Raw genomic sequence first — 15644 nt, forward strand, 5'->3', positions numbered from 1 at the left:
ATTGTTTTTAGCACCTTTTTCCACCAAAAAACTAGAAAACCGGAAACTAATAAAAATTCAAAAACGGCATGAATATTGATTTCTTACCAAAATCAACCAAAAACAAGAACATGACTAAAAACACCCATAACGACTACCCCCTTATTTCCTTAACAAATATTAACACGCCATATAAACCCTTACCATAATTTTAAATAGATTTGCACGTTGTGCTAGATGAACACTAAAAATTAAATTAATATGAAAATATACTCTAAAATTGCAGCCATTTGTTTTGCCGTCACAATGATATTCTCTTGTGGTAATGCCGATGACGATGTACGCTATGGTGTCAATACCGGAACCGATGGGGAACTAGGAATGGGAAAACCAGTAGACAATTGTTTAAATCTTGGCGATAACGACCTAGTGTTGTCCATTCAAGATCAATTTACCACCTTGCCAGGAAAAGTGTCTATATTCTTTAAGGTGTCTGACATTAATGGTAATCCGGTTTCTGGACTTCAGGCAAACCAATTTACAATATATGAACAGGGAAGAAACGATGATTGTTTTAAAACCATATCTACTTCCGAATCCTTTGCGCGTATTTCGCCAAACTCTCAAATTTTTAACAACAATACTATTCTTGTACTCGATTTAAGTAATAGTGTACTGAGCAGTAGTTTAGATGAATTAAAATCGGCCTCTATTAGCTTTATAAATAATGTAATGCCAGCTTCGGATACCGAATCATTTAAAATGGCTATTTATTGGTTCGATGGGGAGGACAAATTACACTCACTTAACGACTTGACCCATGTGAAACAAAATTTAATCACCGCTATCCAAGGTATCGACAAAGATATCAGTAACGACCCTTCAACTGATCTATACGGTGCAGTGATTAAGGCTACCGATATTGCGACTACCCTATTAAACAAAAGCACTACCGATGACCGTATTGGAGCAGCTTCCGTGGTTGTATTTACCGACGGTACCGATCAGGCTTCACGTTATACGGAAAAAGTGGCTTTGCAAAAAGTAAAAGATGCCAACAAGAACATCTCTTTTTTCAGTATTGGTTTAGGAGCGGAAATAGACCCCGATATTTTATCTAAAATAGGAAAAACTTATAGTGTATTCGCAAGCAATAAAGCGGAGCTTGAAAACAACTTTAAAGAAATCTCTAGAAGAGTTTCTGAACTTGCCAATAGCTTCTATTTATTTGAATATTGTAGCCCTAAACGAGATGGCAGCGGTGAAAGCAACTTGGCCATTCAGGTGAAAAAAGATGGTAAACAAGGTGCAGTGCAAACAAAATTTAATGCAAAAGGCTTTACAGGAGGCTGTAAATAAAAAGCATCAAACAGACTGATTATCAGAAAATAGGGCATCAAACAGACTTGATGCCCTATTTTTTTTGTCAGTATTTTTCCATACCTCAACAACTATTTCACAAATACCTACGTATAAACTAACAGAAAACTATTTGTAAAATTTTAATTAAAACGAATGAAAAAAGTAACGTTAGTTGGTTTATTGGGAATGGCAGTACTTACTTCCTGTGTATCTAAAAAGAAGTATGTAGCCTTGGAAAGCGATTTATCGAACACTAAAAGTGTGTTGATGAAAACCCAGGTCGAAAAAGAAGACCTAGAGTCCAAAATGGCCAAAATAGAAGCAAGAGTTACCGAGTACAACGAAAAAATAAATTCCTTAAAAGAAATTAACGATAGCCAGTTTACCGCTATTGGCGATATTGCTGTAATGAGCAATAACACCAAGGAAAAAATGAGACGTACCTTGAGTAAGGTAGATCCAAGCGAATTAGCGAAAGCTAAAACGATAGAAGACTCCATTAACCTTGCTATTTCTTACAATCTTAAAAAATCGATTTCCGATGAGGACGACGACGTTATTGTAGATATCAACAAAACAGTTGTAATGATCAATATTTCTGATAAATTATTATTTAACTCAGGGAGTTACAGAGTGAGCTCTAAAGCTGATAAGATTTTAGGAAAAATTGCAGAGGTAATCAATTCAGAGCCTAGTATGGAAGTAATGGTAGAAGGACATACCGATTCTAGAACCATTAACACTGCCATGTTTCAAGACAACTGGGATTTAAGTGTAAAAAGAGCAACTTCTGTTGTTAGAATTCTACAAAACAAATACAAAGTCAATCCTGCTAATTTAATTGCCTCTGGAAGAAGTAGCTATTTACCCTTGGTAGAAAATGATACTAAAGCCAATAGAGCTATTAACAGACGTACCAGAATTGTAATCATCCCTAATTTGGATAAATTCTTTGCGCTTTTAGATTCAGATAGCCTCTAGTCTTCAGGACTTTGACACAACAAAATTATTTCAAAACAAAAAAACGATGGTATCTTAGGATGCCATCGTTTTTTTGTTTTCGTTAATTACAGTCTCCTACTCTATCCATAGTACTCTATTGCCAAAAGCACTTAAGTTCAATTTCTCATTTTCTGCCTTCACCTGAATTAGGTAAGTCCCAGAAGAAAGGTCTTTAGGTATTTTTACTCTCCACAGGTGTTTGCTGTTATGAGTTGCTTTGGGAGTATAAGAAATTTTTTGTCCTTCATAGCGTCCCAATTCTTGTAAGGCATTAAATCGAATGAGTTCTGGAGCAATACCTTCATGTTTTTCCATGGGCAGCCACTGATCGTTTCCAAAGTTTACAAAAACTTCTGTACGCGTATCCGCAGCAAATACATTCGCATAAATAAAAGGTTCGTTTAAAAAATTAAGTTCGGTATCCCATTCGTTTTTCTCTGGCACCCAAATATTCATTTGATGGTCCTTACCCGATCCGGAAACCTTATAATTTAAGGTGTAGCTTTCTGCCGCTACGTCCATCAACCAATAGCCTTTGGGAGTGCCATCGTACATTAATGCAAAAGGAACCCCTCTTATGTCATGAGATCCTTGCCACCACGCCCCGCAAACGGCACCTGCGATTAACTCATGTACTTCAGGACGCCCTTCTCTAGGGTGATAATTATGATATTGGGTATGCGTATGCCCCGTTGCAAAAAATACCTCCGAAAAAGGTTTAAGAACACTTAACAACTCTTCCTTATTAACTGTTTCTTCCAAGGGGATGTGCATAAATAACTTTACAGCAGAGTATTCCTTGCTTTTTAAGCCAACAAGGTTCTTAATGAATTCTAGTTGATTTTTATCAATTCTACCCTCGTATGTTGTTTCCTTTAACGGGAAGTTATTATTCAGGACCACAAATAACTGCTCCCCATATTCGAATGCATAATAGGACGGTCCAAAGATTTCTTCATAACTTCTATCCCGGTTTTCCAGGCTAGCCTCCCCAAAATTGATATCGTGGTTTCCTATAACATAGAATATTGGAGCCCCAATAAGCCCTAAGGTTTTTGACAAGGGGTTAAAAATATCATGATTATCAAATGTAAGATCTCCCAGCGGCACAATAAAATCGGGTTTATTCCGAGCCAATTCTTCAGTTACCAATTTTCCGACATGGTGAACATCGTCCATAACATCTACCTGTAGGTCGCCCAACAAAGCTATTGTGAAGTCCTTTTGCTCTTTGTTTTTATACAACGGGAAATTAAAAGACTTGCTGTTATCTCCTTGTTCCCTGTAAAATTTTAATTTATTATCCCCATCTAAATTAGAAATATACCCAGAAGGTTTTACGATAAATATCGGATTGTCATCTATAGTCTTAATGCTATAATTACCTTTATTATCGGTAGCTACAATATCCTTCCCGTTACTTACCAAGACATCAGAAAGCCTAGTTTCATGGCCATCAAGAACACCGTTGGCATTTTCATCTTCGAAAACTACACCTTTTAGAGTGTTTTGCCCAATAAGCCCCTGAAAGACCAGGAAAACTAAAATTATCACATACTGTCGCATATTTTTTTACTGATTTAAATTTAACACCTTTAAAATCTTATGATAGACCTCGCTATTTTCATACACACCTTGAAACTCATGAGAGTATGGTCCATAAGCAAAGACAGGCACCATGGCTCCTGTATGGTCATAAGTGGTAAAATCGCCCTCAATCATACCGTTTTCTATATTCCCTTGCGGAATTGTAAATCCTCCCGTTTCATGATCGGCAGTAACGATTACCAAGGTATTTCCACTACGATCGGCAAAAGCAATGGCTTCCGAAACCGCTGTATCAAAATCTATCCCTTCCGTAACAATACCCGCTACCTTATTAGCATGCGCATAAGAATCTATTTGAGCCGACTCCACCATTAAAAAAAATGGTTTTTCCTTGCTGCTTAAAAACCGAAGCCCGTTTCTTGTGGCCTCTGCTAACTTATTTCCTCTTCCGTTTAAATAACTCGGCACACCTCTTTCAGAAAAAAACATCCCTATTTTATCTTTTTCACTTCCTCCTATTTCTTCCAATGAATTGACAATAGAAAAACCATTAGTCTCTAAATTTTGATCAAAATAAGCACCACCTCCACCTATAAAAAGCGACAGCTTACTTTTTAGCAAGTCTTTAGCAATACCTTGGGTATGATCTCTATCTAACTGATGTGCATAAAACGCTGCTGGCGTAGCCCCGACAATTTCATCGGTGGTAATACACCCAGACAAGAACTGTTGCCGATCCAAAAATTCGGTCATATTCATTATGGGTTTGCGATCGTCTCCCATCCCAATAGCCCTATTATAGGTTTTTTGGCCTGTAGCAAGCGCTGTGCCGGCTGCGGCAGAATCCGTGGTAAAATCGTCCGAAGCACTGGTTTTAAGAAAACCTATGCTCTTTAACTGGGTTAGGGAGGTTTCGCCTCCATTCGCCAAAACCGAAGCCGAAATATGGCTAAGTCCATTGCCGTCACCAATCATTAAGATTATATTTTTAACAGGGGTTTCTTTTTGGTCAGATTCATAGGTTGGCGTATACACCTTAGAATGTAGTGTATTTACAAACACCCTATCCTCTAAGGAATTAAAATAGATGGACGCGAGCTCGGGTTTATCCGTGTTGATGTAATCTACTCCCAGGTCTAAAAATGCTTTCCAAGCAGTTTTAGAATCCGGTGCACCCCAAAATCGAAAGGGCTTTCCAAAGCTGTGTGCCTTTTCTATGGTGTTTTTTACACTTTCTAAATCTTCCCTGGTCAGGCGACCTTTTCCGTTCCATGGTGATAAACTTTTAAAACTAAGGCTTACCATAGCTACCTTATCCCATATTTCAGCTGTGGGTTTCTGATCTAAAGATTGATAGTCGAATTTTATATAATCCGGATACTTTGTATAATCTTCCACTTTGGGCCTGTTTCCTGATATCACTATCTGTATCGCCGGATTTTTGATGATTTTAGGATATTTTTTAAGAACAGAAATAATTTTCTTTAAAGAACTATAAGGCTCGGACTTAATATCTATCACTAACTGTAATTCTTGATTCGCCCCCAACCTGAGTGAATACGCTTTTTCTAAGGGCTGCAAGTACAGATTCTCTATGGTTTGCCCTTTTATGATATCGGCTTCGCTATGAGTGGCGTACAAGATGTTGTTTTTATAAAAGATATCCACCTCAATAGAACTAGCCCCGTTTGAATAAGCATTCCAGAAAGGGGCGCTTTGAAGGTAATCGTTGTGGGAATGGATCTTAAAGGCCTTATTTTCTTGGGCTACTATAGGCTTTAGACTTATGAATAAAAAAAGAACTATTAATTTAATCGTATAATACATTGGAAATGGGGTTAAAAAGAAGGATGTTGATTTGATCAACATCCTTCTTTAATGATTAATTTATAAAACTACCAACCTTTATTTTGAGGGATCCCTGACGAACTTACAGTTTCATTTGGGATAGGCCACACGTGCATAATCGTTGGATCAAAATTTCTAGCAGGCCAAATTTCCTGGACAGTATAAGGCGAATCTGGATTTGAACGATCGCTGTGAATGCGTCCATGCAAAGGTTTCGCATACACTTCTTTGGCATCGCCCCATCTTACCAAATCAAAATGACGATTAGCAAACTCCCCAGCAAATTCAACTCTTCTTTCTTGCTTTAAAGCATCTATAGAAGCGTTCACTAGTGGCGCTAACCCTGCCCTTTCTCTTACCATATTTAAAGGTGCATCGCCGTTTTTACCCTGCATAATCAAAGCTTCCGATTTCATTAAAAGCACTTCTGCATAACGAAGCACGGGCACGTTATAAAGGGTAGTCGGGTCGTTTCCATTAGGATTCACATAGACACCAATAGGGTTTTCAAATTGGTACTCATACATGTATTTATTGAACTGGAATCCAGATAAAGAGTTTTCTGATTGGTATTTTTTGGTCTCCCCAAAAAATTGAAACTCATCTCCAAATTTTAAAATGGTAACCTCACGTCTGACATCATTTTCTTCAAAGGCTTGATACAGTTCTTCGGTAGGCTGATAATATCCCCAACCGTTATAGGTTCCCCAGCCTTTGTTTTCTAACATTACCCCAGGAAGTTTACTACCGCCTTCTATCCCAGAATCAACAGACCAAATATATTCACTGGTCCAGTTGTTTTCAAAACTGTGCAACAAACGATAATCTTGTGAGGGGTTCCCTGTATTGATTAAAGCTCTGCCAGAACCGGAATTGGTAACAGCATCACAATACGAGATCACCTCCTCATATTTTGAGCTATCGTATTGCGCCCAGTATAAGTAGGTTTTGGCAATATAGGCCAGCGCTGCGTCTTTATGAGCCCTTCCGTAATCTTCTGGATTCATCTCTGTAACTAAAGGCAGTAAATCGGCCGCCAAAGTAAGATCGTCAATTATTTGACTGTAATTATCTATAACAGATGCAGGTCTGTTATAACCTCCAGCAGCATCGTTCATGTTTTCGACCAAGACAATAGGAACGCCACCATTTTCACTGTTATCACCATAGGTACTGGCTATCCAATAATAATGAAAGGCCCGCATAAAATACGCTTCTCCTAAGAGCCTGTTCTTTATATTTTCATTGATTTCCATATTTGGAACATTCGCTAAAACATCATTGGCCCTACGAATTATTTTATAGCTTTGAGAATACATCCATTTTAAGGAACTTTCATCTCCTGTAAGGTTAAAATTCTTAGCATTGTCTGCATCAGACTTAATACGACCGGTAACCATGTCATCCGAGGCATTGATATACCAAAAGAAACCCCTAGCAAACATATCCTCATCCTTCATATAATAATACATGCTGTTTACCGCCTCGGTGGCATCCTGTTCCGTTTTCCAAAAATTCCCGTAAGAGGTACTGCCCAAAGGCTCTAAGTTGGTAAAATCATCCGAACAGGAAAACATCCCCAATACACTAGTGCTTAGCACTACCGCAATTAATTTTATATTTCTAAATTTCATCTATTTTTCTTTTAGTGGTTGTTATAACTTTAATGAAAGACCTGCAGTAAACATCCTGGACAATGGGTATTTGCCCACATCCAATCCATTACCTCCTACTTCGGGATCCAAACCTGAATAATCGGTAAAGGTGAACAGATTTTCCCCGGAGATGTAAACCCTTAAGGAAGCCCCCTTCATCATCGAATCCATTATTGAATCGGACACACTATATCCAAGGGTAATGTTTTTTAACCTTAGGTAAGAAGCATCTTCCAAATACCAGCTAGAGGTTGTTTCAAAGTTTTTATTATTATCCTTGGTAGAAAGCCTAGGCAGATTGGTATTGGTATTGCTAGGTGTCCACGACCCCAATACCCTGTTATCCAAATTATACCCCTGTAAGGCGGCATTATAGGCGCTGTACTTATATCCATTAAATGCTTTAACCCCTGAGACTCCTTGGAAAATCAATCCAAGATCAAATCCTTTATAGTCCAATTTCAAGTTAACGTTAAACGTAAGGTCTGGCTGATAGCTGCCCATAAACACTTTGTCATTATTATCTATCTTTCCATCGTTGTTGCTATCCTTAAATTTAAAATCGCCAGGCTGAGCATCGGGCTGTATAGGATTCCCACCAAGGACATACCCATCAATCTCTTCTTGGGATTGAAAAATCCCCAAATAAGGCACCAAATAATTAGAATACAATTCCCTTCCCACTTCTGACCTGAAGGGCTCTAAGGTGCTTCTTACATTTTCGCCGCTATGGGTGATAAAATCAATTCCACTTTTATTATATCCGTCTAAATTGATCAATTCATTGTTGATCATGGAAGCATTGGCACTTAAGGTGTAGTTTAAGTCCCCAACACTATTGTTAAAGATGGCAGAAAGTTCGAGACCGTGGTTTTTTACTTCCCCGCCGTTTACATCGGCTGCAGCCGTTCCCTGATGCTTGTCTTCTAAGCCAGGTAAAATCATTCCCTTGGTCTCCTTTTCAAAATAATCAAAGGTGACGTTTAACCTGTTATCAAACAAGGTAGCATCTAAACCTAAGTTGATGGATTCCGAAGTTTCCCAGGTTAAATTGGGATTGGATTGTTTTCCGGCATACACTCCCTTATCGTTTTCCAAGCCGTTCTCTCCAATAATTACCGTTTGTGTACTTAGCGGAACATCAAAGGAATAATAGCCAACAGAATTAATATTTCCTATTTGTCCCCAAGAGGCACGGAACTTCAAATCATTCACTGCTGGAACCTTAAAGAAGTTTTCATCGGAAATCCTCCAGCCCATGGACGCAGAGGGGAAATAATCTGCCTGATTCGCAGCGGCCAATCTAGAGGTTTCATCCCTACGGATACTGGCACTAACAAAGTACTTGTTGTCATAGTTATACATAGCCCTACCAATTGCCGAGGTTAGCGCGTCCTCATAAACATCGGTAATGGGATTTTTTATATCCGCTGCGTTGGACATATATTGATTGTTTTTGTTCTCATTCCCAAAACCTTCCCCTCTTTGGGAATAAAACTCATAATCGGTAAACTGAGAAGAATAAACCGCAGTAAGATCCAAATTATGGTCTCCAAAAGCTTTGTTATAGGTTAACTGATTATCCCAAACCCATCTGTTAGTGGTCGCATAACTTTGAGTAAGGGAATTAACCAAATTTGTTCTTCCCAGTTCAGGTCTTCTAGGATCAAAGCTTTTATAGTTGTTTTGTGAAGTACTATAGGCGTAGCTAGTTTTAAACTTTAGTCCATTTAATATTTTATAGTCCAAAAACACATTTGCATTTAAAAATCGGGTTGGACTTGTCGTGGTAGGTCTTAACAAAAGGGACATAGGGTTGTAAACATCCCCATAGGCTCCTGCAAATTGCGACAGGTTATATGGAGCTACCCCATGAAAAGCACCCTGATCATCATAAATAGGCGCCGCCGAGGGCATATAAATAGCATTCAAAATAGTACCAGAATACCCACTAGAAGTATTGGTGCCCACACTCTCTGTATGTGAGAAATATACATTTTCGCCAAGAGTCAACCTATCAGATAGGTCTATCTCCGATTTTAACCTAAATGAGTATCGTTCGGAACTGGTTCCTTGCAACACCCCTTCCTTTTTGTTGTAACCAAAGGAACTCATATAATTACTGTGTTCTCCGGCTCCACTAACATTAATATTGGCGTTATACAAAAGCGCTGTACGAAAAATAGCGTCCATCCATTGGGTTCTTGTCGTCTGTCCCCATGGGTTTTGAGCAGCATCATGTGCAGATTGCCTAGGAGTGCCGCCATTATCGGCAGCCATGTTATACACACTAGCTTGTTCTATCGCGTTTAAGGGAGTGGGTAAATCCGTGGCGCTCTGCATTCCCGAATACATGTCCACACCAATTCTAGGCTTACCTTGCTTACCTTTTTTAGTCTGGATCACAATCACCCCAGAGGCTGCCTGAGCTCCATATATGGCCGCCGCGGAAGCATCCTTTAAAATAGAAACCGAAGCGATGTCGTTTGGATTGATCGAAGGACCATAATAGGGCACCCCATCAACGACCATCAATGGATTCTCATTGGAAATGGAACCGAGTCCACGGATGACAATTTTTCCTGTTTCCGAAGGATCGCCCCCCTGTTGCAATACCGTTACCCCTGCCACATTCCCCTGCAAGAAGTCATTGAGCGTACCTACTGGTCTACTGGCTATCGATTCTACATTGCTCACCGTTGCAATGGCCGAGGTTATATTCTTTTTTACAGATGTTCCGTACCCTATTAATACCACCTCATCTAAACCTGTAGATTGATCTTCCAGGGCTATGGTAAAGTTTTGACTCCCCGAATAAGCGACTTCTGTAGCCGCATATCCCATAGAAGAAACTAGAAGAACGCCATCCGTGGCATCTACGGTTAACGTAAAATTACCGTCGAAATCAGTGGCTACACCATCTTGGGTACTATTATTGGGGATAATACTTGCTCCGGGAATAGGCATCCCGTCGGTCTTTGAAACCACCGTTCCAGAAAGGGTGGTTTGGGCCATGACGCTAGAAAATAGCCCCATGGTCAATAATAAGAATAAATACTGTTTCATTTATAAGAAGTTTTAGTTCCTTATAAAATTACAGGAAGCCCCTTCCGAACAGGTTGATAATAGTATCCTATAGGGGCATCATTTAAACAATAAAGAGGACAAAACGAACAGATTAGGAGCACTATTGTTTCATTAACATTAAGCTAACCTCTTGTAAATCTAACGCTAATACTGATTATGCTGTTTTTTTCAACTTATACACCTTGGGTGAACACCCAAAATGTTTCTTAAAAATCCGACTAAAATACTTTGGATCGTTAAAACCACAGGCAAAACTTATTTCTGCTATGTTTAAGGTTTTGCTTTGAAGAAGATACTCGGCCTTTTGCATTCGCAATTCGGTTATAACTTCTGATGGAGATTTACTAAGAACTTCCTTAAATATACGATAGCTTTTAATTTTAGAAATTTGAAGCTGTTCATTTAATTCCTGAACGTTAAAAGAGCTGCTTTCCAGATTGTTCTTAATGATTTCCAAGGCCTTGTTCAGTAGTTTCTCATTAGGACTCAGGTGCTGGCTTTCATCTTTTGCAACACCAAACAATTGGTATTTAGACTGATCTTTAAGATACTCCTTTCTTGTTGCTATAAGGCCCTGTAGTCTTTTATGAATAAAGGAATCTCGCGCAGGCAGTTGTATAAAGGCATCTATCCCTAGCTCCATCGTCTGTTCTTGCAAAGAATAGTCTATTTGTTCTGAGATGTATAAAACTGGTAAGTTTATTAGCTGTGTTTTATCCTTGGCTTGTTGCAACAGTGCCATGAGTTCCTCGGTAATTGGGGAGTTATAAATAACCATTCCGTGTACACTTACCTTTTTAATTAAGGAGGAAACAGCGCCTACAGAACTTTCAAAAAGCAAATTGTGACCTTCCTTCAGTAGCAATTGTCGGCAACTCAAATAATCGCTTTCTTCACAGAACACTACAATATTATTCTTATCGGATAGCATTTTCTCTTCCAGTTTTAAATGCCTCCATTGTATTTCTTCCTGCACAACAGCATCTTTAGCCACTACTAGTGCCGGTAGACTTACCCGTATTTCCTGTTGATTCGTTTTATCATTAAAAACCAAGGCCCCTTCAAGAGTTTGGATCAAGGTGTTGACCGCTCTAAAATAAGGACTGTATTGCTGAATACTATGGGCATTTTTGGTTAAAATGTCACTATCAGAAAGAATCTTCATAACAAACCTATCATGCTCCATACTAACATCTACTGTTAAATTACTTTCTTCGGCACCATATTTTATCACCTCAAAAAACAAGTACTTCATCAGTAACTTAAATCGTAACACATCTATGGCGATCCAATTATCTTGTAGCTTAACAGTGCAATGTAAATGGATGTTAGAAGTAATCGCATTGTGATTTAGCTGATCTAACAGTTGATTTAATATAGGCCCTAATTTTACAGCAGACTTTTTAGATGTTCCGATATCCTTCACATGATTAAGAAAATCCCATTCCATTAAAAGATTGGTCAATTTCCCCGACTGCATCAAAAGGGCGTTTTTTATTGCATCCTCTTCCTTTAGTTTTCCAGACAGGTCCAGGATTTTGGCAATCGGCTCCTTAAATTCGGACAGGACAAAAGTCTTGAAGCTCTCTATTTCAAACTCCTGTTTTTTCAAATGGAGATGCGTATTTAAAAGCTGGTTTTTTTGATCTGAAATTTCCTTATGCTTTTCATCAAGGATTTTATTTGCAGTAATCAGTTCTTCTTTTTGACTGTTTATTGTTTGGGTTCTTTCTTGGATTTTACGCTCTAGCTCTCTCCTATATCGCAACGCTTTTTTATTCCTTTGAAGGATTATAATTCCTAGAATTACCAATAAAAAGCCCGACATTGTTCCTAAAAACCAAAAACTTAAATAAAAAGGTTTCGTTATAGACATCGGTATTATGACAGTATTGGCACTAGATTCATCCAAGGTGTTTTTAACTAACAATCTGTAATCTCCATATGGCAAATCGCTATAACGTATTGGATTGGATTCAAACACTTCCCAGGCATGGTCAAAGCCCTCTAATTTGTATACCACCTGATTATTGGGGTCTTTATGAAATGACACTGGAGTGATGGCCACGGAAAGATTGTTCTCTCCATAACTTTTTTCAATACGGGTCCCCATGAAACTCTTTTGATCTACCCTTACTTGAAGCTTGGGAAGCTCTTTAAAAAAATTAATATTGTTGGGAGAAAAATAGTTCATGCCGTACACCCCTGCAAAATACAGCCCTCCCTTGACATCTTGATAATAGGCGCCTTCCGAAAATTCAGCAGCCTGCCACCCCTCCTCCGGATTCATGCTCAACACAGCATAACTACTTCGGTTTACAGCAGCAATTCCTTTGGTAGTACTTATCCAAATATCATCCTTGTTGGGGAGAAGACTATACACCATATGGCTTGGCAATCCTTCCTTTTCCGTAATATTTTTGACCACTCCCGTATTAAGGTCATAAACTGTAATTCCTCCTAAACTGGCAATCCAATAATAATTAGTCCTCGGATCCTTATAAACATCGTATATACTATTACCAAGAGCACCATCGGCCTTGGCAATACCCTTTATATTACCAGTAAGAAGGTCTAAGATCACCAATCCAGAATTTTCAGTAGCGAGCAATACTTCTTGCTCCTGCACTTTCACCTTCCTTATTTGTAACTGCTGTAGCGCGTCCTGTCCTTTAAAACTCTCAAAACGATTATTTTTCAGTGAAAACTTTGCCAGGCCGCCCCAGCAAGCCGTCCAAATAGCATGGTGGTCATCTTCAAAGAAGGAATAATTCCTATTGTTTGGTAATAAATTGTTCTTTTCGGCGGTATAGGTATGGATCGTATTGTTGCTAATCCGGAGCACTCCGCCATAAGTCCCAACCCAAACAGATCCGTCTGAAGAAGTAAACAAACTCCGGATCCGATTCCATTCTTTGTTTAATCTTGCCTCGGGGATTTCGAAGGCCACATAGGTTTGTAATTTTTGGTCGTACTTAAACAACCCTTGATTGTAATACCCCAACCAAAGGTCGCCCTTCTGGTCTTTGGTAATAGCGCGAATGGTCTCATTGGGGAGATTCGGAAAATGTATCGGATGTGGGGCTACCAAGCTTATTTTTTCGGACTCCCTATAAGCCATACTCAAGCCTCCGTCTTTGTGCCCTAGCCATATGTTGCCAAAATCGTCCTCATATAATTTCTCTACCTCATTACTGTTAAAGCTGTACTTGGAATAAGGATCATATCGATAATGCTCTATGTGCTCACTATGTACATTAGAACTCTTGTTGGGAAGGACATAAACGCCATTGTATTTAGTAGCAAACCAAACGTTCCCCTTTCTGTCTTTCATGACCTGGTTAATTACCAGTTCAGGATTATACTTATGCAAAATTCGGTGTAAGGCAGCATCGTTCTCATTGTCTAAGTTTTTGGGCTCAACCCTTACAAACGTATCCCCGTCAAACTCATAGTGTTCATTAGAGCCATCGAGCGAAACTAAAGGGTTTCCTTCTCTAGATAAACGCAAGGCCCCAACCTCCTTTTCAAACCTATAATTTTGAAAACTATTTCCCCCTATATATTTGCTCACCGACTTATTGTCCGTCAAGGCCCATATATCCATATTCGCATCCCTAACCAATTCTCGCACTACGTTTCCGGCCAAGGAATTAGCGCTGTCTTTTATATGCTTATAAATCTTAAACGAATGCCCGTCATAAGAATTCAAACCGTCCCAAGTCCCAATCCATAGCACCCCATTCTTATCACTTGTAATCCCTAAAATCGAATTATTAGATAAACCGTCTTCGGTGGTCAGGGTGTTAAACTTAATCTGTTGTCCAAAAAAAAGAGAGGGGAAAATGATAAACAGAAGATATAATTGTTTCAATATTGCAGAGATTTAGGTTAAAAACGCCCCATAATATAGGCATTATCGGAAAAAAATGGTCTGAGAAGTCTAAAATCTTCCTAGGTATTGCTTTCAAATAGCGGCAAAATAAACATAATTCCCCATGGTTTTCCTCCTCACAGCGACCATGGATACGATTTTTAAAGTAGAAATAACACTCCCATAACATCAGTTGTATGTCGTATAATAATTTGGGCGTTCCCTCCTTCGTCGGGCGGGCACTTCGCTATATCCCTTGCCATGCTGCGGGGATGCCGCTGCGGTCCCTAACGCGGAATAATATAGTCTTGGATTAAAATCCCCGGAATCCTATTAAAAACCTATTTGCACAAAAAACCCATGCATACAAATTGCCTACATGGGTTCTATTATTCCGTTATCACAATAGTTTTATACCTGTTCCTTCGTTTATTGTTTAAAACACATTATCACATTTTTACAATCTGTGCATTGGCCATAAATAGTTCTTGCATACGAGTCATCCTATGATCAAAAACAGTGGAAAACACAACATACTGACATCGTTCTAGACTCTCGGGAGTACGGATAACATCGGCGAACATACTTGATTTTACCAAAAACTCAGCATCCTCCACAAAGAACAGTTTTAACTTCCCTAAATTAATCCCATTTAAAAAGAAAATTTTATTGAGTCTTTTTGGAGTCGCAATTACAATATCAACACCATCGTAAATGTCATTTTTTTGAGCTTCAAAATCATATTCTTCATAAGCACAATACACTCGCAAGTCCATTCTATAGGTGAAGCGCTTAAACTCTTGTTCCAAAGCTAAGGCAGCCTCTTTGTCCTTTACAAAAATTAAAGCTCGTGGCGCATCCTCAAATGCCGCACATTCTAGTTTCTGAATGGTACTGATAACAATTGAAGTAGTTTTTCCAGAGCCTTCGGGGGCGATTCCAAAAACACTGGCTCCTCCCTTAATTTTGGAAAGCACCTTTTTTTGAAACGGTAAGGGCTCTGTAATTTTTAACCGATCTAAAGCTTCCAGCAATTCTGGCTGTAATTTTTTAAATGACATATTTTTTGATTGATTTTTATTAATTAGTCCTTGCTATGATCATTAATGACAGTTTTCCTGCACTTCACCACAAGTTCTTACGCTTTCACAACAATTTCTTTTGAAATGAGAACTTCCTCATTACTTTAGAAGTGTAATAAGTCGTAATAATTTTTTCATTTTCATATAGTGTTCTCGGAAAAGAGCTTTATCCCATAAGATAAGGCTCTTTTTTGTTATAGTTTTTAC

The 15644-nt window shown here is 38.7% G+C and carries 8 protein-coding genes; 2 read left to right on the top strand and 6 right to left on the bottom strand.

The annotated features are described in order from the left end of the window. Positions 1-240 precede the first annotated feature (240 nt). Positions 241-1338, top strand: coding sequence for a vWA domain-containing protein (locus tag HCG49_RS00175; protein ID WP_168467554.1), 1098 nt, complete (start codon positions 241-243; stop codon positions 1336-1338). Between the two features lie 156 nt (positions 1339-1494). Beyond that, on the top strand, positions 1495-2322 hold the full coding sequence (locus HCG49_RS00180; RefSeq protein WP_168467555.1) for a flagellar motor protein MotB: 828 nt from the start codon (positions 1495-1497) through the stop codon (positions 2320-2322). A gap of 96 nt (positions 2323-2418) precedes the next feature. On the opposite strand, the gene HCG49_RS00185 is transcribed toward HCG49_RS00180, so the two are convergent. From HCG49_RS00185 to HCG49_RS00210, 6 genes are all read right to left on the bottom strand, one after another. Continuing rightward, entirely contained in the window at positions 2419-3909 is a 1491-nt protein-coding gene (locus tag HCG49_RS00185) for a calcineurin-like phosphoesterase C-terminal domain-containing protein (protein ID WP_168467556.1), read from the bottom strand. A 6-nt stretch (positions 3910-3915) separates the two neighbouring features. Further along, positions 3916-5718, bottom strand: a complete 1803-nt coding sequence (locus HCG49_RS00190; protein WP_205764316.1) for an alkaline phosphatase — start codon at positions 5716-5718, stop codon at positions 3916-3918. A gap of 68 nt (positions 5719-5786) precedes the next feature. Beyond that, entirely contained in the window at positions 5787-7373 is a 1587-nt protein-coding gene (locus HCG49_RS00195; RefSeq protein WP_168467557.1) for a RagB/SusD family nutrient uptake outer membrane protein, read from the bottom strand. 21 nt (positions 7374-7394) lie between these two features. After that, complete coding sequence (locus HCG49_RS00200) at positions 7395-10460, bottom strand: SusC/RagA family TonB-linked outer membrane protein (protein WP_168467558.1); 3066 nt, start codon at positions 10458-10460, stop codon at positions 7395-7397. 175 nt (positions 10461-10635) lie between these two features. Further along, a complete protein-coding gene (locus HCG49_RS00205) occupies positions 10636-14355 on the bottom strand; it encodes a two-component regulator propeller domain-containing protein (RefSeq protein WP_168467559.1) in 3720 nt (1239 codons plus the stop codon). A 449-nt stretch (positions 14356-14804) separates the two neighbouring features. After that, on the bottom strand, positions 14805-15416 hold the full coding sequence (locus tag HCG49_RS00210; RefSeq protein ID WP_072764151.1) for a DEAD/DEAH box helicase: 612 nt from the start codon (positions 15414-15416) through the stop codon (positions 14805-14807). Positions 15417-15644 lie beyond the last annotated feature (228 nt).

Origin of the sequence: Arenibacter sp. 6A1 (assembly GCF_012272855.1) — a bacterium.
GTDB lineage: Bacteria > Bacteroidota > Bacteroidia > Flavobacteriales > Flavobacteriaceae > Arenibacter.